The following is a 24,415-nucleotide window of genomic DNA, read 5'->3' as shown; positions in this document are numbered from 1 at the left end:
CGGATCACCACTTCCCTGTAAGTCGCCAGCCCGCATTCTGCACGATCGCTAAGCCAACCGTTCCAGCCCTTCCATCCCTTAGGGCTTACCCCTCGTTCTTCCAACCAAACGGATCAAACACCCAAAAGATCAGATCGAGCACGCCGTCGGTCATCATGGCGCCGGCAAGGGCCATGCAAACGTGCAGAGAGACGGCGCTTCGGAGCACGTCGAACGGCCCCAGAACAGCCAGCAGCGCGACCGCTGCACCGGCAAGGCACAGCGCGAGGCACGGCCCCGCGTCCTCGACGCACTTCTTTGCGAGATGCTTGGTGTTGTCACTCATCGATATCGAACTCCTTAGAGGGTCGTTGTTCAGATACATGCCGCCGCGGCAGAACGGAGCGGCAGGGTTAGTGTCCCATGTCGTGCGGACATCAATGGAGAAACCGCCTGCTCGACCAACCTATGACGCCGTTTTGCACCGGTACCCTATCCCCCGCTATCGAGGTCTAATACTTTTCCCACCGCCACCCAAAAACTCATCCAACATTAATCTTGGCTCAAGAATCGCTTAATCTATAACCTGCACTATAGAGTTCGACCAAGGGCGGGGCGGCACCGCGCAGCGCAGGCCGCCGAACGCAACGCTCGCGCCCGGGCAGATCGTCCGGCGTCGCGCCCATCGAACGAAAGGACAGGTCATGGACGACCTCGAAAAAGTTGAAACCATCCGCACCAAGTGCAACGTGAGCTACACCGATGCCAAGGCCGCGCTCGACGCCGCCGACGGTAACGTCTTGGATGCCATCATTTGGCTCGAGTCGCAGGGCAAGACCCAGACCACGTCGGCGCACGCCGCCACCGAGTCCGCGCCAGTCGATGAGCCCTCGGCCGAGATGGTCGCCGCGCAGGCCGCCTACGAAAAGTCGAGCGAAAAGACCGACTTCTCCAAGAAGATGGACAGCGTGTGGGAGTACCTCAAAAAGCTCTTCCGCCTGAGCCTGGACACCAAGTTTATCGCCACGCGCCGCGATGCGATCATCCTCAACATCCCCATCCTGATCCCCATCGTCGCGCTGTTTGCTTGGGGCGCCACGATATGGCTGATGCTGATTGGCCTGTTCTTTGGCATGCGCTACCGCATCGACAGCGACGGCGACGTGCCCGGCAGCATCAACAACCTTATGAATCACGCCGCCGATGCCGCGGACGACATCAAGCAAAATCTGAACGACGACAAGTAATCGCAGACGGGGGCACGCATGGCACGGATCCTGATCGTAGAGGACGAGGAGAAAATCGCCCGCTTTGTGACGCTCGAGCTGGAGCACGAGGGCTACCAGGTGGAGCACGCCGCCGACGGCCGCACCGCCGTGGACCTGGCACTGGAGCGCGACTACGATCTGATTCTGCTCGATGTGCTGTTGCCGCAGCTCAACGGCATGGAGGTCCTGCGGCGTGTCCGCAAGCACAAGGACGTGCCGGTGATCATGGTCACCGCGCGCGATGCCGTGATGGATAAGGTTGCCGGGCTCGATGCCGGCGCCGACGATTACCTGACCAAGCCGTTTGCGATCGAGGAGCTGTTCGCACGGATTCGCGTGGCGCTGAAGCGCTCGGAGGCCGCGCGGACGGCTTCGGGCGTTGGCGGCGCCGGCGCCAGGGCTGGCGTAGCGAGCGGCACGGCCGCCGGTATCGCCACAATGTCCCCGGCAACCGACACGGCCCAGACCGCTGCCGCGCCCTCCCCCGCCGCGCTTACCGTTGACTCGGTTGCGCTCGACCCCAACCGCCGCGAAGTCACGGTCGGCGGCTCGCCCATCGCACTCACGGCTCGCGAGTTCGACGTCCTCGCCCTGCTTATGGCGCATGCCGGCACCGTGCTCACGCGCGAGCGCATCGCGCACGAAGCGCTGGGCTACGAATACGTGGGCGACACCAACAACGTCGACGTGCACATTGCGCACCTGCGCGCCAAGATCGAAGATGCCGGCAGCGCCCGCATCATCCAGACCGTGCGCGGGGTGGGCTATGTCTGCCGCGCGTAACACCGAGGCCAAGCGCGTCACCTCCATCGCCCGCTCCATCAACTGGGGCTATATGTGGCGCCGCTTGATGAGCTACGTCTGGCTCGATCTGCTGCTGATGGTGATTGCGGCGGCGATCCTCGTCTATGGATACAACCAGACGCTGCCCGACAGCGCGTTTACCGCAGGCTGGATTCCCGGCGCCACCGTTCACGGCATGTCGCTGACGCCCGCGCGCGGCTGGGACCTGACAACGCTCACCTATACCGTCGAGCTTGCGCGCACCAGCAAGACCTTCCCCCTCGCGCAGGACCTCGTCACGCTATGGCCTCTCTACCTTGTCGTTGTGGGTTGGCAGGTCATCAGCGTGCTCAACATGCTCGGCGGCGCGAGGCGCGTGCGCCGCACCATGGCGCCGCTCAACGACCTGGCCTTGCGCGTGGACGAGCTCGGCCGTATGCAGCCCTCCGGCGGCAAGATGGAAACGCTGGAGCAGGCCATCGAGCGCGCAAGTGTCGACTCGCCGAGCGTCACCACCGGCGACGCCGACCTGGCAAGCATCGAGGTCGCGCTCAACCGCCTGCTGCGCCAGATGCAGGAGGCCAAGCTGCAGCAGATGCGCTTTGTCAACGATGCAAGCCACGAGCTGCGCACGCCCATCGCGGTGATTCAGGGCTACGTAAACATGCTCGACCGCTGGGGCAAAGACGACCCGGACGTGCTGGCGGAATCCATCGCGTCCCTCAAGGCCGAAAGCGAGCACATGCAGGAGCTCGTGGAGCAGCTGCTGTTTTTGGCACGCGGCGATGCCGGCCGCACCGTGCTGCGGCGCGCGAATACCAACCTGGCCGCACTGGTCGGCGAGGTATGCGAGGAGTCGCAGATGATCGATACCGAGCACACGTATCGACTGGCCTTTGACGCCGCGCTTGCCAGCGATCCGCGCTGTGACGCGTCCGTCGACGTGGCACTCGTGAAGCAGGCGCTGCGCGTGATCGTGCAAAACGCCGCAAAGTATTCGGACACGGGCACGCCCGTCTCGTTTGACGTAGCGCCGGATGCGGGCGCGGGCACGATCGACATAAGCGTTGAGGACGAGGGCATCGGCATGAACCAGGAATCCGCAGCCCACGCGTTCGAGCGGTTCTACCGCGCCGACAACGCGCGCGATGCCGGCGCGCAGGGCTCGGGTCTGGGGCTTGCTATCGCCAAGTGGATCGTCGATAGCCATGGCGGTGTCATTGGCGTGACCTCGGTCGAGGGTGTCGGCAGCCGCTTTACGATTCGCCTGCCACGGTAGAGGCGTCTCTCACGAATCGAAGGTGAATGTTTTTCCGCGAAGTGAACGACCTATTTTGGACCCCCGAAGCATCCGCACTTTTTGGCGCCAAAACCGCAGGAAAAACCTGACAAAACCGCAGGAAACGGTGCCTCCAAAGTGTCGATACTCCAGGGGTTCGATTTCACTCGTTCACTTCGCGGGAAACCATTCACCTTCGTTTTACGGCAGCCCGTCAGTCACCCTCTCGGCATTAAAAATGGGGCAAGGTCACGTGGCCTTACCCCATTTTTAGTTAGCTATAGCAGCTTGTGCGCTACTCGCGACACAGGTGCACGGCGAAGCCGGCGAACTCGCGCTTAAAGTACACGAGTTTGGTGCCGCCGTCGGGCAGCAGCACGCGCGACTCCTCGTTAACCTCGAGCCCGCGCTCGGCAAACCACTTCTCGGCCGCATCGATGTCGTTGACGGCAAAGCCAATGTGGCCCTTAGCGCCACGACCGTTCTGCTTCATGATCTCGACCAGCGAATCGTTAAAGTACGAAACGGGGGTCTCGATGACGGGCAGGCCCATCATCGTCGAGAACAGCTCCGCGATCTCCAGGGCGTCTGCCGGGTCGGTGGCGTTAATGCCCACATGGGCAACGCGCATGCCGAAGAGCTCGACCGGATTGGCGTTCTGCTCACTCATACAGGCAGCGCCTACTGAGCCATGACGTCGAGAACGGCCTTCTCAGCAGCGACGCGGTTCATGCCGGTCATGAAGGGCACGCCGCTCACGTACGGGCAGGTGAGGCCCTCGGGGGCAACGGTGGTGGCGATCAGCAGGTCAGCGCCCTCGTCGCAGTAATCCTTAGCCTCGGAGATGGCGCACTGCACGATCTCATACTTGCCGGCATAACCGTTGGCGTCGAGCATGGTGGCGACCTTCTGGGCAACGAGCGTGGAAGTAGCAGCGCCAGCACCGCAAGCCAAAACGATCTTCTTCATAGGTAATGTCTCCCTTCATGGTTTACTTTAGGTAAGTGTACCGCAGCGAGCGATGTCGCTCGGCCTCGATGAGCTTTTATGCCAGTTTGCTTGCGCGCTGCGTATAATACATCCAGTACGTGTTGTCATACCGCTCGCTTTATGAGTGACTAAGGACCCTAATATGCCCGATTCCCGCACACTCTGGACCGCCGTCGTTATCATCTGTATCGCCGTGTCGGTGTTCTTTAGCGTCAAAAAACGCACCACGTTTAAACGCCTGCAGCAATTGATGGCCGCCAAGCAGTGGAACGAGTTCGATCGTTTGCTCGACGGCAAACTCACCAGCATGCTGTACCCGCGCTACAACCGCGACTACCTGCGCCTGAACTCCTATCTGCTGCGCGAGGACCACAAGCGCGCCGACGAGATGTTCGATTTGCTGCTGGGACTCAACCTGCCCAAAATGCAGCGCGTCGACCTGGTGATTAAGGCCTTTAACTACTACGTTGGTCAGGAGGACCGCAAAAAGTCCAAGGAGCTCCTGCACGAGATCAAAGGCTTTGAGGGCGGTCAGGCCGAGGCGGTCGCACACGAATGCCAGCTGATGTACGACACGATGATCCTCAAGCGCCACAACGACATTCCCGAGCTGGAGCGCATGCTCGAGGATGTCGGCGACGATCCGGTCAAGCGCTGCCGACTGGAGTACCTGCTGGCCCTGCAGTACCAAAACAAGGGCGACGAGGCAAAGTTCCAAGAGTTCCTCGAGAAGTCGGGCCAACACTCGATGGCCGTCAACGCGTAGCGGACGGCTTGTGCTAGACTTCTAGTCTTACGGGGGCGTGGCGGAATTGGCATACGCAGGGGACTTAAAATCCCTCGCCGCAAGGATTGTGGGTTCGAGTCCCACCGCCCCTACCATGTATTGCCTACGAGCCCGTATCCCTTTGGGATGCGGGCTCGTTTCTTTCGGACGCCGGTGGAGCTCGAACCCGCGAGGGGGGGGCGAGCGTCAAGCGGACGCGCAGCGTCCGTAGCGAGCCGGCGAGGGCGCCGGCAGGCGGCCGAAGCCGGTGCGGATTTGCGCAGCAAATACGCGGACGTCCCACCGCCCCTACCATATGGAACGTTCGAGCCCGTGTCCCCAAGGGATGCGGGCTCGTTTCTTTTTCACGCCGGCGGGGCTCTAAGTTGCGGTGGAATAGTTAAAGGGCGCTGAGGCTCGGGGTCCAGCCGATGGTGGGGGCGGCGCCGTCGAGAGCCTCGTTGATGGTGGCGGCCATGCCGGCAAGTAGGCTGTTCTCGCTTACAGTGAGCGTCTTGTAGCCGCCGACTCGCATGAGCTCGCGAATCACCACGGCGCCTGCCAAGATCACGCCCGCGCGCTTGGGTTGCACGCCCGGCAACGCGGCGATGCCCGCAACATCCAGCGCGGACATGCGCTCGATAGCGGCCGAAACCTGCTCCAGCGAAAGCTCGCGCAGGTGCACAAAGCTCGAATCATACGGCTCCAGCTCGTGAATGAGTGCCACGAGCGTGGTGACGGTACCACCCACCGCGACCAGGCGTTCGGCACGCTCAAAGTCGACAGGCAGACTCTCAAAGTAGCCCGCAAACTGCTCGTTTGCCCAGCCGGCAGCTGCCGCAAGCTCGTCCGTTGACGGCGGCAGTGCCGAGAAAAACCGCTCGGTCACGCGGCGACAACCGATGTCCAGCGAACGCGTTCCCTCCAGCGCAAAGACGCCGCGCTCCGGTGCATAGACGCCCGTCGCGAGCTCCGTGGATCCGCCGCCCGAATCGGCAACAATGATGCGCTCGCCAGCAAAGTCGTGCGCCACGCCAAAAAACGTCAGGCGCGCCTCGACCTCGCCCGGAATCACCTGCGGTTCGAGCCCCAACCCGCGCAGGCCGTCCAGCAGCAGCGCGGCATTGGACGCATCGCGCGCGGCGCTCGTGCACGTGGTGCAGATGCACGCGGCCCCAAAGGCACGGGCCTCGTCCACAAACATGCGACACGCAGCGAGCACGCGCTCAACGGCCGCCTCGCAAAAACGCCCCGTCGCATCCACGCCCTCGCCCAAGTCGGTAATCTCGGTATGCTTGGACGATTCCACGATCGCCCCGCCCTCGACCTGCGCTAACACCAGTCGCGACGACACTGTTCCCAGGTCGATCGCGGCTACCTTATAGCGTTTGCAATCTGCCATTGCAGGCTCCCCTCCGGGCGCTATTTGCCGTTGGACACGACCGTCTGGCCCTCGACACCGTTAAACCCAAACAGCATGTCGAGCGCCTGGATGTACCACGGCGCGTCCTTACCGACGTCTTCGATTTCCTTGGCAACTTCGCTGGCCTTCTTGGCGTTCGACGACTTCTTGCTCGAAGACGAATCCGAATCGTCGTCCAGGCCCTGCACTTCAATTCTCTTCTCGCCGGGCATCACCAGGCCCAAGTCCTCGGATGCCGCGTCCTTAATGCCCTCCTCTGAGAGCAGCTTGTCGACGCTTTTCTGCAGCTCGTCGTTGTACTGCTGGCGAATCTCGACCTGCTTGGCCAAGATATCGCTCGAGCGTTTGGCAACGTAGAGGTCGCGCATGGGAAAGTACAGGCTCACGAGCACCAGGGCGACGACAATACCGATAAACAGCCCTCGCTGAGGACCGTGGGTAAAGTCGTAAATTGCCTTGACCGCTGCGTTGTCGTTGGCGTAGTGCATAAAGTCCGAGCCGGAAAGACGGCTTGAGGGACGGCGCGGCTTGTCGGACGCCTGGGTCGAAGGGCGCGACGCATGCTTGGAACGCGATGGGCGCACCGGACTATCCGAGGAACTATTTGGCTGAGCATTGGGATGCGAAGTCGCCGGCGAGCTATACCTGGAGCGATCAGCACCAGCATAACCAGACCCGCCAAGCTGTGCGGTACGCGCACGACGAGGCGACGGCTCACGCGAACCGGCGGAATAGTACCTGTTGTCGTAAATCTGATCCATGTGCGCCTTGTGCGGTTGAGGTTTGTTTGCGCTAAGTCCTTTAGTTATAGCACGAGCGCCCGCGCCGCCTTCGCCAGCCTTTGCTCGACATAAAAAAGGCGCTGAGCCGTATGGCCCAGCGCCCATAGTTCTTTGCGGCATCCAGCCAAGGCGGGGAGGAACCGAGTCAGCCTCCCCCTCGCCAAATTCGCCCGTTTAGCGAATGTTGTAGAACGCGGCCTTACCGGCGTAGCGCGCGCTGCCCTCGAGCTCGTCCTCGATGCGGATGAGCTGGTTGTACTTGGCAATACGGTCGCTGCGGCACGGGGCGCCCGACTTGATCTGGCCGGCGTTAACACCCACGACCAGGTCAGCGATGGTGGAGTCCTCGGTCTCGCCGGAACGGTGACTCACGATGCAAGCGTAGCCGGCCTCCTTGGCAGTCTCGATAGCCTCGAGCGACTCGGTGAGCGTGCCAATCTGGTTGACCTTGACCAGGATCGCATTGGCGGCGCCCAGCTCGATGCCCTTCTTAAGGCGCTCGGTGTTGGTGACGAACAGGTCGTCGCCTACGAGCTGCACCTTGTTACCAATGCGGCGGGTGAGCTTGACCCAGCCGTCCCAGTCCTCCTCTGCCATACCATCCTCGATGGAGATGATGGGATAGGTGTCGACAAGTTTCTCCCAGTAATCGACCATCTGAGCGCTCGTGTACTCAACGCCCTCGCCCTTGAGCTCGTACATGCCGGTCTCGGCGTTGTAGAACTCGGTGGACGCCGGATCCATGGCGCACATGAAGTCGACGCCGGGCTTAAAACCAGCCTTCTCCACGGCCTTGGTGATGTACTCGAACGGCTCGGCATTGGTTTTGAGGTTGGGCGCGAAACCGCCCTCGTCGCCCACGCCGCCGCCCAGGCCGGCCTCGTGCAGCACGCCCTTGAGGGTGTGGTAGACCTCGGCGCACCAGCGCAGGCCCTCGGCAAAGCTCGGAGCACCCACGGGCATGATCATGAACTCCTGGAAGTCAACGTTGTTGTCGGCATGTACGCCGCCGTTGAGGATGTTCATCATGGGCGTGGGCAGCAGGTGAGCGTTGACGCCGCCCAGGTACTGGTACAGCGACAGGCCAGCCGACTCTGTCGCAGCGCGGGCAACGGCCAACGATACGCCCAGAATGGCGTTGGCACCGAGCTTGGTTTTGTTGGGCGTGCCGTCGGCGGCAATCAGTGCGGCGTCAACGGCACGCTGATCGAAGGCATCGAGGCCCACGACGGCGTTGGCGCACTCGTTGTTGACATGCTCGACGGCCTGCGAAACGCCCTTGCCCAAGTAACGACCCTTGTCGCCGTCGCGCAACTCGCAAGCTTCGAAAGCGCCGGTCGAAGCGCCCGAAGGCACCATCGCGCGGCCGAAGCTGCCGTCCTCGAGCACGACCTCGACCTCGACGGTGGGGTTGCCGCGACTGTCGAGCACTTCGCGACCGTAGACGTCCAAAATATCGCTCATGTTGTCTCCCTCTCACTTGGAAACGTAGTTGATGCAAGCGACTGGCCGACGGTGCACCATCGGTGCGCCTCCGTAAGTTAGCCATGTCGCACTTTTTGCATTATGCCCTAAGTTAGCCGAGGGATACAATTGTTTTTCGAAAAATTAGCAGGAACGATAAGGCACGTCAGCCCGTCGCTCCCGCAGTCTTACTCCTCTGCCTTGGCAGCATCCCAGAGGTCGTTGAGGCCGTGGGTCGAAAGCTCGGCAAGATCAACATGGGCATCGGCCGCCATCTGCTCCATCGCAGCCCAGCGACGGCGAAACTTGGCCGTGCTCGCGCGCAGGGCGCTCTCGGCGTCGATGCCCTCTTTGCGCGCAACGTTGACCAGGGCAAAGAGCAGGTCGCCAAACTCCATCTCGCGCTCGGGCGTTCCGGGGGCCTCGGCCTCAAACTCGGCACGCTCCTCGGCGACCTCGTCCCACACATCCTGGACCGTCTCCCACTCAAAGCCCACGGCAGCCGCCTTGCGCGACACCTTCTGCGCCTGCATCAGCGCCGGCAGATGCGTGGGCACGCCGTCGAGCAGGCCCTCGGGCGCAGCTTCGCCCGCTGCCACGGCCTTGTCCTTGGCAGCCTTCTCGGCAAGCTTGACCTCATCCCAAATCTTGAGCACCTCGTCGGAGCTCTCGGCGTCCGCATCGCCAAACACGTGTGGGTGGCGGCGGATGAGCTTGGCGTCGATATCGTGCGCCACGTCGGCAAGCGTAAACTCGCCGGCATCCGCGGCAATCTGCGCATGCAGTACTACCTGCATGAGCACGTCGCCGAGCTCCTCGCGCAGATGCGTGGCATCATCGGCCTCGATGCAATCGAGCGCCTCGTAGGCTTCCTCGATCATGTTCTTGCCGATGCTCTGATGCGTCTGCTCGCGATCCCACGGGCAGCCATCGGGCTGACGCAGACGCCAGATAGTCTGCACCAGATGCTGCAGCTCGGCCGACGCGTCGACCAGCGTGGACAGGTCGCGCGAACCCTCGGCATTTTGCTGAGCCATGTGCTGCGCCATAGTTATTCCTCCTCCAGGACCACGTGACGGAACACGCCGCCCTCGTAGATGCCGTAGCTATGCGTACCGTCCTTGGGAATGCTCACGCTGCCGGGATTGAAGAGCCACAGGCCCGGGTGCGCGGCGCTTGCCTCGTTAACCTTGATGTGCGTATGGCCGTAGACGAGCGCGGAGCCCTCGGGCAGCGCGGGCGCGTGGTCGACGCTGTTGTGCATGCCGGCGCCAAAGACGTGGCCGTGCGTCAGGAACAGCTCACGGCCGGTCTCGTCAAACAGCGTGGCGTAGTCGGCCATGACCGGGAAATCGAGTACCATCTGGTCGACCTCGGCGTCACAGTTGCCGCGCACCGCGATGATGCGGTCGGCCAGGGCATTGAGCAGCGGAATCACACGCTTGGGAGCGTAATCGCGCGGCAGGTCGTTACGCGGACCGTGATAGAGCAGGTCGCCCAGCAGGACGATGCGGTCGGGCTGCTCGGACTCGATGGCGGAGCAGAGGCGCTCGGTCCAATATGCCGAGCCGTGAATGTCAGAGGCGATGAGGTATTTCATGAGGGATCCTTTCGGGATGGAGTTGACGGAGCCGGTCGCGGCGCGCCGCACGATCTTGTTATTCAAATCGCAGTGCCGCGCTCTGGGCCGCCTGCATCACGCGCTGGAGCGGCACGTCGTGCTCACGGGCAAGATGGGCGCAATCCTCGTACTCGGGCGCCGCACGCTCACTGCCGTCGGGCAGGGTGGCTACTTTGACGGCAACCTCGCCCCAAGGCGTCGTTACGCGCTCAAAGCGGCGTGGCAGGCAAACGCGCTCCATGACCTGGCGGCGGATGGCATTGGTCGTGGTTTCCAAAAAGATAATCGTCTGCAGGCGCTCGATATCCTCGTGGGTACAGATTACCTGCAACTGCCAGCCGGGACGGCCCTTCTTGCAATAGAGGGGCAGCCAGTGCGCCTCGCGCGCGCCGGCCTCGCGCAGGCGGTCGGCGGCGTAGGCGAGCACCTCGGGCGACGCGTCGTCGATATCGCATTCCAGCTTGACGATGGTCTCTGGCGCATCGGTCTCGCGGGACAGCGGAGATGTACTTCCACGTTGCATACGGTCCGGATCCTTTCCGCACGGGCTCGTTTTATTCATTCAAACGCTAGCACATCGGACGTGGCACAGGCGTGACTTTCGTCCGTCGCCGCCCTCACCCCTATCCAAACGTGTACGTCAGCCTCCAAACATGTCATTTTTTGTCGGTTTTGGAGGCTGACGTACACGTTTTGGAGCGGGGCCGCACCGCGCAGCCTTTCCGATCGATTTCGAGCTCCGGCGTGCGCAGTGTGTTGAGAGCTGCGCCATTACAATGAAGCGGATTCGCTTGACGCAAAGGAGCTGCCATGTCTGCTTGCCCGCTGGTCGATTGCCACACCCACACCTCGTTTTCGGACGGGCACGCCTCGTTTGAGGACAACGTCCGTGCCGCTGTCGCTGCCGGGTGCCGTGCCATGGTCTCAACCGACCACCTTACCCTGCCCGCCAGCATGGATTCCAATTGCGAGGTGCAGGTTGTCGAGGGCGACCTGCCGGCACATCGTCTGGCTTTTGAGGATGCCCGCAAGCTTGCCGCGCAAATCGCGCCGGAGCTCGAGCTTATCTATGGCTTTGAATGCGATTGGTACGAGGGCTGCGAGCCTTTGGTCGAGCGCTGGTCCCGAGGCGCCGTCGTACGCCTGGGCAGCGTGCATTGGATTGGTAACCCGGGCGATATTGCGGCAGGCGCCGCGGGCACGGCAGGGACAGAGGACGTCGCGCGCCCCGATACGCCCGACTCGCGCTGCGGTTGGATCGACGACGATACCAACCTGCATGTTTGGGAAAACCTGGGCGTGCGCGGCGTGTGGGAGCGCTACGTCGACGACTGGTGCCGTGCTTGCGAAAGCTCACTCAACTTTGACGTGATGGCCCATCCCGACCTGGTCATGCGCTTTTCGAAGGACGGCTTTGCACCCGACTTTGACCCCGCGCCGTTTTGGGAGCAGATGGCCGAGTGCGCCCACGATACGGGTCGCCGCGTTGAGGTCTCGACCGCCGCACCGCGCAAGGGGCTCGACGATTACTACCCCGCGACCGGGCTTTTGCGTCGCTTCGCCCACGCCGAGGTGCCGATCACTTTTGGCTCGGACGCGCACCGCGCCTGCGACATCTGCTGGAACATCCGCGAGGCCCAGGCCCACGCCTACGACTGCGGCTACCGAACCTTCGACATCCCCCACCCCACCGGCGAATGGGAATCCACGCCCCTCGCCTAGCCATCCCTTCATGAGTTGCGGTGAAATAGTTCCTGTTTATGGCCCTAAGACCGTCAAACAAGAACTATTCCACCGCAACTTCTATTTCATTGGCAACTCCCGAAAGACTGTCCCAAACGACTAGTCGTTTAAGAACGTCCCCAATGACTAGTGGCGGCGGGCGTTGAGTTCGCCGGCCAGCTCGTCGAGGGTGATGCCGTAACGCTCAAGGGTTACGAGCAGGTGGTAGACCAGGTCGCCGGCCTCGTAGCGGATGTGGTCGTGATCGTTATCCTTGCAGGCCATGATCACCTCGCTCGCCTCCTCGGCAAGCTTCTTGAGCAGCTCGTCCTCGACGTCGGTCAGCAGGCGGGCGGTATAGCTCTCCTCCGGCGACGCATCGCGACGACCGTGAATCACCTCGGCCAGTCCTGTCAGCGTCTCGCCGATATTTCCCGGCTGCACGTTAGCTGTTCTGACTCCCATGGTTATTTCCTCTCGTTACTGCAGCGTAAAGTAGGCACCGGTCTCATCGAACCGAGGCTTTGCGCCCTTTTTCTCAAAGAACTCGACGATGACGGCATGGGCCTCATCGAGCCTTTCCTTCTCGGCCTCGAGCCAGAGCGACTGCGCCCCGCAGGCATCAGTCAGGTGCACGCGGCATGGCACGCCCGCGCGGAGGAGCTCGGTGTTGCAGTCGGCGACCTCGAACGGCGTCACGACTTTCATTGCACTCCCCCTTCCACGCGCTTAAAGAAGCAGGTACGGTTGCCGGTATGGCAGGCCGGACCCGGCGAGTCCACCTTGACCAGCAGCGTATCGCTATCGCAGTCGGCCCAGAGCTCCTTGACCTCCTGCATGTTGCCGCTCGTCGCGCCCTTGTTCCAGAGCTCTTGGCGGCTGCGGCTCCAAAACCACGTGGTGCCAGTCTTGAGTGTCAGCCCCACCGACTCCTCGTTCATCCAAGCAACCATAAGCACCTCGCCAGTGTCATACTGCTGAACCACACAAGGAATCAGCCCGCGGGCGTCGTACGTAAGCTTTGAAGGATCGGTTATCTCTTCCATTTTTCTCCCCAATTTAAATCCCACAGGTCGGCGAGGGTTGTCCAGGTACCCGAAATTCCGAGCGACAAGCCCGACGACGCGTACTTAAGTACGCGAGGAGGGTTGGAGACGGAAGGTCGGGTGCCTGGGCAAGCCGCAGCATTAGAAGTCCAATCTCACGGGAATACCTTGAGAGGCCATATACTCTTTGACTTCGCGGATGCTGAAGGTTCCAAAGTGAAAGACGCTCGCCGCCAGCACAGCATCGGCCTCGCCCTCGATCACACCCTCGGCGAAATGTTCGAGCGTGCCCACGCCGCCGCTCGCGATGACGGGAATCGGCACCGCGCGCGCCACGGCACGGGTGAGCGCCAGGTCAAAGCCAGCCTTGGTGCCGTCGCGATCCATGCTGGTGAGCAAGATTTCACCGGCGCCGCGACGAGCCGCTTCCTCGGCCCACGCCACCGCATCGATACCCGTGGCGTTGCGACCGCCCGCCGTGAAGACCTCCCACTTGTCGGCATCCGGCTGACCGGGCAGGCCCACGCGCTTGGCATCAATCGCCACGACCACGGCCTGGCTGCCAAACGCCGCGGCGGCCTGGCTGATCAACGACGGATCGCGCACGGCGGCAGAGTTAAGCGACACCTTGTCGGCACCGGCGGCAACCATGGTTCGCATGCCCGCCAAGTCGCGGAAACCGCCGCCCACGGTATAGGGAATAGCGAGCTCCTCGGCCGCGTGCGCCGCCATCTCGATGGTCGTCGCGCGGTTGTCGCTCGTCGCGGTAATGTCCAGGAAGACGACCTCGTCTGCACCCTCGCGGTCGTAGGCGCGCGCCAGCTCCACCGGGTCGCCAGCATCGCGCAGGCTCACAAAGTTGACGCCCTTGACCACGCGGCCGTCCTTAACATCCAGACAGGGAATCACGCGTTTGGCAAGCATGGGCTACTCCTTCCCTCGGGCGGCGGCCAACGCCTGGGCCAGCGTAAAGTTGCCCTCGTAGAGCGCACGACCGGTAATGGCACCCTCGATGGCATCCTCGCCCACCGCGGCCAGTGCGCGGATATCATCGAGCGTCGAGATGCCGCCCGAAGCCACGACGGGAAAGCCCGCGACCTCGGCCACATGGCGATACGCCGCCACGTCGATGCCCGTCTGCATGCCATCGCGCGCGATGTCGGTATACACCAGATGCTTAAAGCCCAGCTCGGTGAGCTGCGCCACGGCGTCGTCGAGCGCCACACCCGCGCCGTCGCGCCAACCATTCACCTTGACCTGGTCGTCACGGGCGGCAATGTCTGCCACCAGTAACTCGCCAAAGCCTTGCGCCGCCACCTCGGCAAATCCCGGCTCGGTCACGAGCACCGTGCCTAGCGCGATGCGACGCGCGCCGTAGCCGGCCAGCTCGTCGATGCGCGCGAGCGAACGAACGCCGCCGCCCACGTCCGCGGACAGACCGTCGACGCCGCAGATGGCCTTAATCGCTGCCGAGTTGGCAGCGCACGCGTCCTCGTCCTCGCCAAAGGCAGCGGACAGGTCGACGACGTGCACCCAGCTCGCGCCCTGCTCGGCAAAGGAGCGGGCAACGGCCACGGGGTCGTCAGAATACACCTTACAGCGGCTCCGGTCGCCGCGCTCCAGGCGCACGACCTTGCCGCCGATCAAATCGATTGCGGGAAACAGAATCATCGGCCGGCCCCCTCGACGATGCTCACGAAGTTCTTAAGGATGCGCTGACCCAGCGCAGAGGATTTCTCGGGATGGAACTGGCAGCCCCACACGTTGCCGTGGCGCACGATGCACGGGAAGCTCCGTGTATAGTGCGTGCGCGCCAACACATCGGCGGCATCGACGTCGTCGGCCACCGCGTAGCTGTGAGTGAAATACATGTTGGCACCCTCGGCAAAACCGGCAAGCAACGGATCGGCCGCACCGGCGGGCGTCATGCGCACCTGGTCCCAGCCCACGTGCGGGACCTTCAGACGGCTCGACTCCAGGTGCGTGCACGAGCCACGCATGATGCCCAGGCCATCGACCCAGGGACCACCGGCCTGCTCGGAGGCATCGTCGTCCGCGTCCGCGTCCTCGTTCGCAGGCACGCCCTCGTTGCCGCGCTCAAAAAACAGCTGAAGGCCCAGGCAGATGCCGAGCAGCGGAGTTCCGGCGGCAACGGCATCGAGCACGGCCACCTCCTCGCCGCTCTGACGCATAAAGGCGATCGCGTCATAGAACGCACCCACGCCCGGGATGACCAGGCCGTCGGCGTTGCGGATCTGCTCCGGATCGTCCGACGTGCAGGCGGCAGCACCGGCGCGCGCAAGCCCGCGCACGACGCTCGACAAGTTGCCCTTGTGGTAGTCGACCACCACGATCTTCGGTTCGCCCACGCGACCCCTCCACTTCTCATCATCCAAAACCACCACAAAGAGGACAGGCATCTTCGTGGTGGTTTTACCCTTGTGACGGTTACAGCGAGCCCTTGGTGCTGGGGATACCCTGCACGCGGGGATCGAGTTCGCAGGCGCGGCGCATCGTGCGGCCCACGGCCTTAAAGGCGGCCTCGATAATGTGGTGCGAATTGCCGCCCGCCAGCTCGCGCACGTGCAGCGTGAGCTTGGCATCGCGCGCAAAGGCATAGAAGAACTCGACGGCCAGCTCGGTATCAAAGCTGCCCACGCGCTCAGTCGGCACGGGCAGCTCGCAATAGGCCTGCCCGCGACCCGAGATATCCACGGCGGCCATCACGAGTGTCTCGTCCATGGCGATCGCCGCGTCGGCAAAGCGCGTAATACCCGCCTTGTCGCCCAGCGCCTGGCAAAACGCCTCGCCCAGCACAATGCCCGTGTCCTCAACGGTGTGGTGCGCGTCGACCTCGACGTCGCCCACCGCATGCACCGTCAGATCGAACAGGCCATGGCGGCCAAAAGCGTTGAGCATGTGGTCGAAAAACGGCACGCCGGTCGAGATATCGCACACGCCAGATCCGTCCAGATCGAGCTTTACGACAATGTCGGTCTCGCCCGTCTTGCGGGTTACCTCGGCATAGCGGTCCATCTACATCTCCTCCTTCGCCAGCGCGGCAAACGCAGCCAGCACCTCGTCGTTTTCCTGCGGGGTACCCACGGTAATGCGCAGACAGTCCGCAAGCCCCGGCGCATAGCTAAAGTCGCGCACCAAAATCGAGTACTCGTCGCGCAGGCGCTCGCGCACGCGCGTGGCATGCGGCGTACGCACGAGCACAAAGTTCGCCGCGCTCGGCCATGCCTCCACGGGCATGCCCTCGGCAGCCATTGCGCGCAGGGCGCACAACTCGCGCTCGCGCTCGGATGTAACTTGCGCCGCCACGGGTGCATACGCATCGCGGGCACGCACGCAGGCAAGCGCTGCGGCCTGGCTCAGCACGTTGACCGAATAGATCTGGCGAATCGCCGCGAACACGTCGACGACCTCGGGTGCCGCAATCACATAGCCCAGACGCGTGCCGGCGGCACCAAACGCCTTGGACAGCGTATGTAGAATCACCAGGTTGGGATGCTCGGCGATAAGGCCTTGCGCCGTGGTGGCCGCGCCAAACGAATCGTCGGCAAACTCAACGTAGGCCTCGTCGACCATGACCATGCCGGGGCACGCATCGCACAGCGCCGCGACAAAGTCGAGCGGTGCCACGTCGCCCGTGGGGTTATTGGGCGAGGTCACGATGGCCAGGTTGCACTCGGGTGCCGCCGCAAGCACGGCTGCCTGGTCGAGCTCAAAGGTCGCCGGGTCGCGCCACACGTCGCGCACCTCGGTCTGGCACAGAGACGCAAAGAACGCATACTCGCTAAAGCACGGCGGGCAGTTGAGCAGGGTCCTCCCCGCGCCGCCAAACGCCAGCAGGCAGTTATAGAGCAGCTCGTCACCGCCGTTGCCCACGCAGATATTCTCGCGCGTCACGCCATGCCAAGCGGCAAGCTCGTCGCGCAGGTCGTTGGACATGGGGTCGGGATAGCGGTTGAGCGGCGTGGCGGCAAGCGCCGCATCAACCGCCTCGCGCACGCCGGCCGGCACGGGGTAGGTGTTCTCGTTTGCCGAAAGGTTGATGCGCGTGGGCGTAAAGTTGGGATCGTAGGGCTCAATACCGGCCAGGTAAGGCTGGACGAGCTCCTTCATGCGCGGCGTGAGTTCGGCCATATTAGGCCTCCTCACCGGTCACACCGGCGCCATCCGCGCCCGCAGCCGCCGTCAGGTCCACGCCCTCGGCGACCGTCGCCACGGCGTCGCCCGGCCAGGCAACCTTAGTCAGGTCGGCCGCGGCCAGAGACTCGGCACTCACGGCATCCTCGCCCTGCTCCAGCACACGGCGACGCAGAGCGGCGGAAAGCGCGTGTGCCCACAGGCCCTCGGCCTCGGCCAGGCGCTGCGTAGCGGGAGCGTCGGAGAGCAGACCCTCGGGCGTATAGCAAATGACGCTCGAGCGCTTAACGAACTCTTCGACCGAAAGCGGGTTGGAGAACATGGCCGTGCCGCCGGTCGGCAGCGTGTGATTGGGGCCGGCAACATAATCGCCGAGCGGCTCGGAGCTCCAGGCGCCCACAAAGATGGCGCCGGCGTTGCGAATACCGCCGAGCAAGCCCATCGCATCCTTGCAGTGCAGCTCCAGGTGCTCGGGCGCCACGGTGTTCACGGCCTCGACGGCGGCGGCCATGTCGGCGGCGACCACGATGGTGCCCTCGTTATCGAGCGAGGCGCGCGTGATCTCGGCGCGCGGCGACTGCGCCACCAGGATGTCGATGCCCGCCTCGACCTCGCGCGCAAACTGCTCGTCGCAGGTCACCAGGTAGCAGGCAGCCAGCGGATCGTGCTCGGCCTGCGCCATAAGGTCGGCAGCAACCACCATGGGCTTGGCCGTGGCATCGGCCAGCACGCAGACCTCGGAGGGGCCGGCGACCATGTCGATACCCACGTCGCCCGAGACAACCTGCTTGGCCGCAGCGACAAAGGCGTTGCCCGGGCCGGTGATCTTGTCGACACGCGGAATGGTCTCGGTACCGTACGCCAGCGCGGCCACGGCCTGGGCGCCGCCCACCATATAGATCTCGTCCACGCCGCCGAGCTTGGCGGCCGCGAGCGTATACGGGCTAATCAGTCCATCCTTTTGCGGCGGAGTCACCATAACCACGCGCTTGACGCCGGCGACTTTGGCGGGAATGGCGTTCATAAGCACCGTGGAGGGATACTGCGCGCGGCCACCCGGCACGTAGATGCCGGCAGCGGCAAGCGGGGTCACCTTAACGCCGAGCATCGTGCCGTCCGGGCGCGTGGTAAACCAGCTCTGCTCGACCTCGCGCTGGTGGAACTCGCGGATCTGGCGCGCAGCCTTCTCGAGCGCGGCGACAAAAGACGGATCGAGGCCTTCGAGCGCGGCATCGATCTGCTCCTGCGAAAGACGGAAACTCTGCAGCTTAACACCGTCAAAACGCTGGCAGTAATCGCGCACCGCGGCATCGCCGTTGGCACGCACGTTGGCCACGATATCGCGGGCGGCGTCGACGATGTTTTGCGGCAACACGCCCTTGCGGTTGAGCTGGTTGGTAACGAGGCACTCACCGGGAGCAAGCTTGATAGTCTTCATATCGGTATCCCCTATCGGTCGAGGTTTTGTTCGAAAAACGAGAGGCCGGGCGGCGGCGCCAATCGGCCCGCAGCCCGTACGTTGGGGCGCCCGTGCACGCTCGCGCTATTGTGCCGAGCCCGCGACGGGCTCAAAATGCTTGTCCTTAACGGCCACGGCCAGGCGATCTGCCAGATTGCGTACGCGCGGATCTAGGCGCGCGGCACCCGGATTGACGAAGAAGCGGGCCGTGCAGTCCATGATGCGGCCGGTGATGATCAGGTCGTTATCGCGCAGCGTGGCACCCGTGGCGGTAATGTCCACGATGCGATCGGTCATGCCGACAATGGGCCCCAGCTCGATATTGCCGTGCAGCGAGACGATATCGGCGTTCACGCCGCGCTCGGCATACCAGGCGCTCGCGATGCGCGGATACTTGGTGGCCACGCGAAGCGACCCGCGACGGGCATAGTTGCGCTCGGCCTGGCCGGCGCGCCACGCGGGCTCTGCCTCGATAAACGTGCACAGGCCGTAGCCCAGATTGACCAGCTGCAGCAGGTTGAGGTCTGCCTCGATAAGCGAGTCCCAACCGCAGATGCCGCAATCGGCACCGCCGCAGCCCACAAAGGCGGGCGCATCGCTGGGGCGCACAATGACAAACTCGATATCTCCGACCGCGCCCTCACCGGCACGCGTGTCGCGGCCGCGCACGATTAGGTGACGGCCCGGATCGCGCAACTCAGAGACGTCCAGGCCCGCGGCTTCGAGCACGTCGAGCGTATCGGCCTTGAGCGAGCCCTTGGGCACGGCGATGCGCAGCGGGCCCTCGGCGCCACGGCCCGCGGCGTGATCGCCATCGGAAGCGGCGTCCTCGGCCGAGGTGCGCGCGGCCTCCAGGCGCTCGAGCGAAAAGGCGAAGCCCGCCGCCGGCACCTCGATACCGTCGCCAAATGCGCCGGTAAAGATGGAGTCATAGCGTCCGCCCGAACCGACCGGATCGGGCAAGCCGCCGGCATAGGCCTTAAAGACCAGGCCCGTGTAGTAATCGAAAGAGTTCATGATAGAGAAGTCGAACGACAGCACCTGGGCGTCCTCGGGTGCCAGGCCCTCGACCAGGGCACGCAGCTCGCGCGTCAGCGGCGCGACGATACCGGCGGCCTCCAGCAGCGCGTCCACGCGGTCGAGTACCTCGGCACCGCCGTGCAGACGCGGCAGCTCGCTAATGGCGGCCTTGACGGCATCGGACTCGACGCTTGCCGCCACGTGGGCATCGAGGCCCACAAAGTCGTTGGCGTGCACGCAGCGCAGGGCCTCGGCAGCCAGCTCGCGATCCTCGCACGCCGCGAGCAGCTCCTTAAACGGACGCACGCTACCTGCGATAATGCGCGCATCGGGCAGCGCCAGCTTGCGCACCGCCTCGGCCACGAGCGAGACAATCTCGACATCGCCCGCGGTGTCGCCCGCACCGATAAGCTCAAAGCCCAGCTGTGTAAACTGGCGCGAGCCGCCGGCATTGCGCTGGCACTCACGAACCACCGGCGCCTCGTAGCGAAGGCGTAGGGGCAGGTCGGCCGCGCGCATGCGGGTCGAAACCAGACGCACGATCGGCAATGTGTTGTCGGGACGGACCACCAGCAGGCGACCGTCATCGTCAAAGAGCTTAAACGGCGTGTCCGCAATGCGGCCGCCTTCCTCGAGCGAACCCTTGTCCTCGAGCAGCGGCGTCTCGACCGGAAGGTAATGATGCTCCCTGAAGCAGCCCTTCACCGTACATGCGATCTCCTCGCGCGCCTGAGCCTCCTCGGGCAATATGTCCCGGAATCCCCACGGTGTGGCCGTCATCTGGTGAGCCTCCTCATGCTGTGTTTCATATAGAGCAGAAGACCGGCGTAGCTCCGCCGGTCTTCTGGGTACTTTAGCATACTAGAGTGCTTGCGGGGAAAATCCGTCGCAGCCGCTCACACCGTATTCATCTGTAAACATAGGGTAGGTTACCGCAGCCCGACCCCACCTAGGCGCCAATCGCACGACGATACTCTGCCATCACCTGCGCATCGGCAGCTGCGGGGTCGACAAAATAGCGCCCGTCATAGGTCTCGGCCGAAACAACTCCGCGATAGCCGCGCGCCACCAGCCTATCCAGGTCGGCGCGCATATCGCGGTCGCCGTCACCCCAGGCAAGATGCGTCGTGCCATCTGCCGCAACATCGACAAAATGCACGTGGGCGACATCATCGCCAAGCAGATCGAAATAATCGTCGATGGTATCCCCCGCCACCGCCATAGCGCCCATATCCAGACACGCCTTAAGTGCCGGATGGTCAACCGCCTCGATCATGCGCTTCGTATCGGCCGCCGAGTTCACGATCATCGACTCAACTGGCTGCAGGGCCTCGAGCACCAGTCGCACGCCGCGCTCTCCCGCATGCTCGGCAATCGCACGCAGCATCGAGGCGCTGCGACCCCACGCGTCCTCGATCGGCTCGTTCAAAAATGCCCAGCCGCTCGAGACCATGACCTGCTCGGCTCCAAGTTCCGCCGCGATATCTACAACGTTCTTAAAGTACGCGAGCGTGCGGGCACGCGCTTCATTCCCGCGCGCCGCGATATTCCACGGCTTGGGGTTGTTCTGTTCGGGACAAAGTCCCACAATCCGAACCCCATACCGCTGTGACAGCTCCCGCACCTGCTCGATCGAATCGTATCCATGGCAATCGACATACAGATGCATCGCCCCGGTCCAAAGCTCGCAACACGTGTAGCCCGAGGCCGCTGCCGAGGAAAAGAATTCCTCAAGGTCAAAATAACGATGGCTGATATTCATGACGGCAAGCTGCGGATACTCCATCTTGTCCACCTTTCGGCAAAAGGGCGCCGCAGCACAATGTGCGCGACGCCCCCTCTTATATTGTTTTAATTATGACGGATACCCTACTGGACACCAAGCACTCCAAAGAACGCGCCGGCGATACTCACGAGTAGGATCACGAGCATGATGAGCAGCGGATTCATCTTCTTCTTGAGCATGAGATAGACAATTCCAAACAGCCCCATCGTGACAAAGCCCGGGAAGATTCCGTTGAGCAGCTCGGCGAGCGTCTGAGCGCCATCGCCCGCGCCGACCATGAGCGGAATGTCCACGGTGACCATCTCCATGGTCATAGCGCCGATCACCATGGCACCCATGATAGAGGCCATCTTGACGATCGTGTCCATAATGCCCGATTCCTGGACCTTGCTGATCATGTCCGAGCCAAAGCGATATCCCACAAACGTCAGCAGGTAACGGATGATGTAGTGGGGAACGTTGAACACGAGCAGGAACAAAATCGGGCCAAGAATAGAGCCCTGCAGCGCCAGCGACGTGCCGACACCCGTTGCCAAAACTCGCAGCGTACCCCAGTAGAAGGCATCGCCCACGCCGGACAGCGGTCCCATCAAAGCAAGCTTGACATTAGAGATCGCGCTCGTGTCAAAGTTATCTTCGGTGGCGTTGACTTCTTCCATTGCGGCAGCAATGGACATGGGGAGCGTCGAGATGTACGGCGTGACGTTATAGAGCTCCATATGGCGCTTAAGGGCGGCCTTAAAGTCCGCATCCTGCGGATACAGCTTGCGAAGGATCGGCATAAGGGCCCACATAAAGCCGATATGGCCCATACGCTCGTAGTTCCAGGAATGCTCATAGGGAATCGAGCGCCAGAACAGCCTCTTGAGGTCTGCGCGGGAAATCATTCCGTCGTAAGAAGACTCAAACTTAAAACTCATCGAACCCACTCCCAATCGCAGGATCCTCGGTTGCCACTGCGGGCTGCTCCGCCTTTTTCTTGTCACCCAAAACCGTCATCGCGACGACGATGATCGCGGCAAATATCGCCACGCCCGTCGTGCTAATGCCAAAGTAGGCGACGAGGAAGAAGCCAGCGAAGAAGAACGGAGCCACCGTTTTGTTCATAATCATCTGCGCCAGCATCGCAAAGCCGAGTGCGGGCAAGAAGGCGGCGGCGACATCCATGCCGGTCTGAACGAAATCGGGGATGATGTTGAGCAGGCTGGCAACAGCATCGGCACCAAAGAAGAATGCCAGGGGAATGATCAGCAGGCCGCACCAGCTCTGCGCGTAACCGGCGATGAGCATGTTGCGCGTGATGGCCTTGGTGTCTCCGTCCTCGACATTTTTGTCGATACGGTGCACCAGCAGCAGCATGACCGGCTGGCCCAGGGCCGTATCGAGCGCCAGGACGATCGTTGCGATGGGAATGCCCAGGGTCAGGGCCGCCGAAGCGTCCGCGCCGGCCTGCATGGCAAGCGACACGCCCAGAATGGTTCCGGAAATCGTATCGGGCGGGTTATACGCACCGACCGAGATGGCACCGACCATGGCAAGCTCCATCGTGGCGCCCATAATGGTGCCGGTCACCACATCGCCCATGACAAGGCCGACCAACGGTCCGAGCACAATGGGGCGCTGAAGGTAACTCGTACCGGTCAGCCACTCGGAATAGCCCAAAAGGGCAATCAGGAAAATCAGGATCGTCTTGATAACCATGACAGCCCCTAACCGATGACCTTTGCGGCGTCAGTCTTCGCATCCGCCGGAATCATCTGAATGAACAGCTCATAGCCCTCGCCGAGTAGCTCCTTCACGTAGGCCTCGTTCTCGGACGTAAGGAATACGCTCGTCGAGACCTGGCGGGCATCCTCGCTAAAGGCCACATTGCCGAGGTTGATCTTCTTGACGCCCATCGCCCTGGCGACGGCACCGGCCTGTTGGATCGTCTCGCAAACCACGAAGAGCTTGTACTTGTCGGTCACACCGCTCTGGAGCGCCTTGACGGCATCCTCGGTGTTTTTGACGACGACCTTGCATCCTTCGGGCTTTGCAAGGGACAGGGCCTGCAGACGAAGCTTGTCGTTGAGGACCGTGTCGCTCACTAACAGGATGCAGTCGGCACCCAGAGCCGAGGTCCAGCTAACGGCAACCTGGCCGTGAAGCAGTCGATAGTCCACGCGAATCATCTGAATCATGATGTGCTCCTAACGATTAAAACTCATCGAGTTCGGCCTGCCCCAGCAGGTCGTTGACGTACTTGACCTTGGTGTCGTCCGCCTCGACGATCTGGCGAATGGCCTCATCGATCGGGGTGGAGTCGGGCACGAACAGCAGCTGAATAAGGAGCGGCAGGTTCATATTGGTCACAAGGTGCGTGTTGGGGCGCGTCTGGACGATCTTGGTGAACTCGTTGTTGACGCTGCCGCCAAAGAGGTCGGTGCAAACGACGACCTCATCGTCCGCGGCAAAGTCGTCCAGAATCGCCGCAGCCTCCTTGACCAGGTCCTCGTTTCCGTCGACATACATAGACAGCGCATGGACGTTTTCGCGCTCGCCGGAAAGCAGGCCGATGCTCTCGACGATTCCAGACGCGAAATGAGCATGGGACGCCACGATAAACTGCCTCATTCGATTCCCCTTTCTTGCGAACTTCGGCATAAAAATGCCCGGACGCATGCGCCCGGGCAGGGTGCTTCTTGATCAGTAGCTAATTTGTCGCCGATTAGTAATCGAACTGGTGATAGTAGCGACGGTAGTTGAGGTTGTGCTTGGTGACCGTCTCGTAGTAAGCGGCAAGGCGATCGGTGATCAGCGAGGAGAGGATCCACGGAGACACGATGACGCGGAACTCGTCGTCAAGGCCCGGGATCGCGAACTCGGCGGTGTC

29 protein-coding genes and 1 tRNA gene are annotated in these 24,415 nt (G+C 62.7%); 6 read left to right on the top strand and 24 right to left on the bottom strand.

Going from position 1 to position 24,415, the window contains the following annotated elements; genetic code table 11:
- Positions 1–85: 85 nt before the first annotated feature.
- Positions 86–325 carry a hypothetical protein gene (locus DWV32_RS06460; protein WP_117757633.1) on the bottom strand — a complete coding sequence of 80 codons (240 nt, stop codon included), beginning with the start codon at positions 323–325 and terminating at the stop codon, positions 86–88.
- 358 nt (positions 326–683) lie between these two features.
- Here DWV32_RS06460 and DWV32_RS06455 point away from each other — a divergent pair, with 358 nt between their 5' ends.
- The 3 genes from DWV32_RS06455 to DWV32_RS06445 are packed head-to-tail and all read left to right on the top strand — an operon-like array spanning position 684 to position 3,309.
- On the top strand, positions 684–1,226 hold the full coding sequence (locus DWV32_RS06455; RefSeq protein WP_022093856.1) for a uBA/TS-N domain protein: 543 nt from the start codon (positions 684–686) through the stop codon (positions 1,224–1,226).
- A gap of 18 nt (positions 1,227–1,244) precedes the next feature.
- The gene (locus DWV32_RS06450) at positions 1,245–2,030 is read left to right on the top strand and encodes a response regulator transcription factor (RefSeq protein WP_117757632.1); all 786 of its coding nucleotides are present in this window, start codon (positions 1,245–1,247) and stop codon (positions 2,028–2,030) included.
- Positions 2,014–3,309, top strand: a complete 1,296-nt coding sequence (locus DWV32_RS06445) for a cell wall metabolism sensor histidine kinase WalK (protein ID WP_117757631.1) — start codon at positions 2,014–2,016, stop codon at positions 3,307–3,309. The genes DWV32_RS06450 and DWV32_RS06445 overlap by 17 nt, the downstream gene beginning before the upstream one ends.
- A gap of 295 nt (positions 3,310–3,604) precedes the next feature.
- On the opposite strand, the gene DWV32_RS06440 is transcribed toward DWV32_RS06445, so the two are convergent.
- The gene (locus tag DWV32_RS06440) at positions 3,605–3,979 is read right to left on the bottom strand and encodes a VOC family protein (protein ID WP_117757630.1); all 375 of its coding nucleotides are present in this window, start codon (positions 3,977–3,979) and stop codon (positions 3,605–3,607) included.
- An 11-nt stretch (positions 3,980–3,990) separates the two neighbouring features.
- Complete coding sequence (locus tag DWV32_RS06435; RefSeq protein ID WP_117654890.1) at positions 3,991–4,278, bottom strand: PTS sugar transporter subunit IIB; 288 nt, start codon at positions 4,276–4,278, stop codon at positions 3,991–3,993.
- A 163-nt stretch (positions 4,279–4,441) separates the two neighbouring features.
- Here DWV32_RS06435 and DWV32_RS06430 point away from each other — a divergent pair, with 163 nt between their 5' ends.
- Both DWV32_RS06430 and DWV32_RS06425 read left to right on the top strand, forming a co-directional pair.
- Positions 4,442–5,065, top strand: a complete 624-nt coding sequence (locus tag DWV32_RS06430; RefSeq protein WP_117757629.1) for a hypothetical protein — start codon at positions 4,442–4,444, stop codon at positions 5,063–5,065.
- Between the two features lie 31 nt (positions 5,066–5,096).
- Positions 5,097–5,181, top strand: a tRNA-Leu gene (locus DWV32_RS06425).
- 284 nt (positions 5,182–5,465) lie between these two features.
- Here DWV32_RS06425 and DWV32_RS06420 read toward each other — a convergent pair.
- From DWV32_RS06420 to larC, 6 genes are all read right to left on the bottom strand, one after another.
- Positions 5,466–6,467 (bottom strand): hypothetical protein, encoded by a 1,002-nt coding sequence (locus DWV32_RS06420; protein ID WP_117757628.1) that lies wholly within the window; start codon positions 6,465–6,467, stop codon positions 5,466–5,468.
- Positions 6,468–6,487: 20 nt separating this feature from the next.
- On the bottom strand, positions 6,488–7,249 hold the full coding sequence (locus DWV32_RS10420) for a hypothetical protein (protein ID WP_233540422.1): 762 nt from the start codon (positions 7,247–7,249) through the stop codon (positions 6,488–6,490).
- Positions 7,250–7,444: 195 nt separating this feature from the next.
- Positions 7,445–8,734 (bottom strand): phosphopyruvate hydratase, encoded by a 1,290-nt coding sequence (eno, locus tag DWV32_RS06410; protein ID WP_117757627.1) that lies wholly within the window; start codon positions 8,732–8,734, stop codon positions 7,445–7,447.
- Positions 8,735–8,922: 188 nt separating this feature from the next.
- Entirely contained in the window at positions 8,923–9,783 is an 861-nt protein-coding gene (gene mazG / locus DWV32_RS06405; RefSeq protein ID WP_117757626.1) for a nucleoside triphosphate pyrophosphohydrolase, read from the bottom strand.
- 2 nt (positions 9,784–9,785) lie between these two features.
- Complete coding sequence (yfcE, locus tag DWV32_RS06400) at positions 9,786–10,334, bottom strand: phosphodiesterase (protein WP_117757625.1); 549 nt, start codon at positions 10,332–10,334, stop codon at positions 9,786–9,788.
- Positions 10,335–10,392: 58 nt separating this feature from the next.
- Positions 10,393–10,878, bottom strand: coding sequence for a nickel insertion protein (larC, locus tag DWV32_RS06395; RefSeq protein WP_233540421.1), 486 nt, complete (start codon positions 10,876–10,878; stop codon positions 10,393–10,395).
- A gap of 287 nt (positions 10,879–11,165) precedes the next feature.
- Here larC and DWV32_RS06390 point away from each other — a divergent pair, with 287 nt between their 5' ends.
- A complete protein-coding gene (locus DWV32_RS06390) occupies positions 11,166–12,077 on the top strand; it encodes a PHP domain-containing protein (protein WP_117757623.1) in 912 nt (303 codons plus the stop codon).
- 147 nt (positions 12,078–12,224) lie between these two features.
- Here the strand turns inward: DWV32_RS06390 and hisE are convergent, their stop codons facing one another.
- The 15 genes from hisE to DWV32_RS06315 all read right to left on the bottom strand — a co-directional run bounded on the left by hisE (position 12,225) and on the right by DWV32_RS06315 (position 24,156).
- Positions 12,225–12,542 (bottom strand): phosphoribosyl-ATP diphosphatase, encoded by a 318-nt coding sequence (gene hisE, locus DWV32_RS06385; RefSeq protein ID WP_117757622.1) that lies wholly within the window; start codon positions 12,540–12,542, stop codon positions 12,225–12,227.
- 15 nt (positions 12,543–12,557) lie between these two features.
- Positions 12,558–12,785 carry a hypothetical protein gene (locus DWV32_RS06380; RefSeq protein ID WP_117757621.1) on the bottom strand — a complete coding sequence of 76 codons (228 nt, stop codon included), beginning with the start codon at positions 12,783–12,785 and terminating at the stop codon, positions 12,558–12,560.
- A complete protein-coding gene (gene hisI / locus DWV32_RS06375; RefSeq protein WP_117757620.1) occupies positions 12,782–13,123 on the bottom strand; it encodes a phosphoribosyl-AMP cyclohydrolase in 342 nt (113 codons plus the stop codon). Before hisI ends, DWV32_RS06380 begins: the two co-directional genes overlap by 4 nt.
- 141 nt (positions 13,124–13,264) lie before the next feature.
- On the bottom strand, positions 13,265–14,047 hold the full coding sequence (gene hisF, locus DWV32_RS06370; protein ID WP_117757619.1) for an imidazole glycerol phosphate synthase subunit HisF: 783 nt from the start codon (positions 14,045–14,047) through the stop codon (positions 13,265–13,267).
- A gap of 3 nt (positions 14,048–14,050) precedes the next feature.
- On the bottom strand, positions 14,051–14,794 hold the full coding sequence (locus tag DWV32_RS06365; protein ID WP_117757618.1) for a HisA/HisF-related TIM barrel protein: 744 nt from the start codon (positions 14,792–14,794) through the stop codon (positions 14,051–14,053).
- Positions 14,791–15,492, bottom strand: coding sequence for an imidazole glycerol phosphate synthase subunit HisH (locus DWV32_RS06360; RefSeq protein ID WP_118334194.1), 702 nt, complete (start codon positions 15,490–15,492; stop codon positions 14,791–14,793). The genes DWV32_RS06365 and DWV32_RS06360 overlap by 4 nt, the downstream gene beginning before the upstream one ends.
- Positions 15,493–15,571: 79 nt before the next feature.
- The gene (hisB, locus tag DWV32_RS06355; RefSeq protein WP_117757617.1) at positions 15,572–16,159 is read right to left on the bottom strand and encodes an imidazoleglycerol-phosphate dehydratase HisB; all 588 of its coding nucleotides are present in this window, start codon (positions 16,157–16,159) and stop codon (positions 15,572–15,574) included.
- A complete protein-coding gene (gene hisC / locus DWV32_RS06350; RefSeq protein WP_117757616.1) occupies positions 16,160–17,275 on the bottom strand; it encodes a histidinol-phosphate transaminase in 1,116 nt (371 codons plus the stop codon).
- Between the two features lies 1 nt (position 17,276).
- Positions 17,277–18,716, bottom strand: coding sequence for a histidinol dehydrogenase (gene hisD, locus DWV32_RS06345; protein ID WP_117757615.1), 1,440 nt, complete (start codon positions 18,714–18,716; stop codon positions 17,277–17,279).
- Positions 18,717–18,821: 105 nt separating this feature from the next.
- Entirely contained in the window at positions 18,822–20,537 is a 1,716-nt protein-coding gene (gene hisG, locus DWV32_RS06340; protein WP_117757614.1) for an ATP phosphoribosyltransferase, read from the bottom strand.
- A gap of 169 nt (positions 20,538–20,706) precedes the next feature.
- Positions 20,707–21,543: a sugar phosphate isomerase/epimerase gene (locus DWV32_RS06335; RefSeq protein WP_117757613.1), complete on the bottom strand. Its 837-nt coding sequence runs from the start codon at positions 21,541–21,543 to the stop codon at positions 20,707–20,709.
- Positions 21,544–21,626: 83 nt separating this feature from the next.
- The gene (locus tag DWV32_RS06330) at positions 21,627–22,463 is read right to left on the bottom strand and encodes a PTS system mannose/fructose/sorbose family transporter subunit IID (RefSeq protein WP_117757612.1); all 837 of its coding nucleotides are present in this window, start codon (positions 22,461–22,463) and stop codon (positions 21,627–21,629) included.
- A complete protein-coding gene (locus tag DWV32_RS06325) occupies positions 22,453–23,244 on the bottom strand; it encodes a PTS sugar transporter subunit IIC (RefSeq protein WP_117757611.1) in 792 nt (263 codons plus the stop codon). Before DWV32_RS06325 ends, DWV32_RS06330 begins: the two co-directional genes overlap by 11 nt.
- A gap of 8 nt (positions 23,245–23,252) precedes the next feature.
- Positions 23,253–23,723 carry a PTS sugar transporter subunit IIB gene (locus tag DWV32_RS06320; protein ID WP_117757610.1) on the bottom strand — a complete coding sequence of 157 codons (471 nt, stop codon included), beginning with the start codon at positions 23,721–23,723 and terminating at the stop codon, positions 23,253–23,255.
- Positions 23,724–23,739: 16 nt separating this feature from the next.
- Positions 23,740–24,156: a PTS sugar transporter subunit IIA gene (locus DWV32_RS06315; protein WP_117757609.1), complete on the bottom strand. Its 417-nt coding sequence runs from the start codon at positions 24,154–24,156 to the stop codon at positions 23,740–23,742.
- Between the last annotated feature and the right edge of the window lie 259 nt (positions 24,157–24,415).

It is taken from the genome of Collinsella sp. AF04-24, from assembly GCF_003465685.1.
Lineage (GTDB): Bacteria > Actinomycetota > Coriobacteriia > Coriobacteriales > Coriobacteriaceae > Collinsella > Collinsella aerofaciens_AP.
Note: the sequence above shows the minus strand (reverse complement) of the source record. Positions and strands in the feature narration are given on the sequence as shown.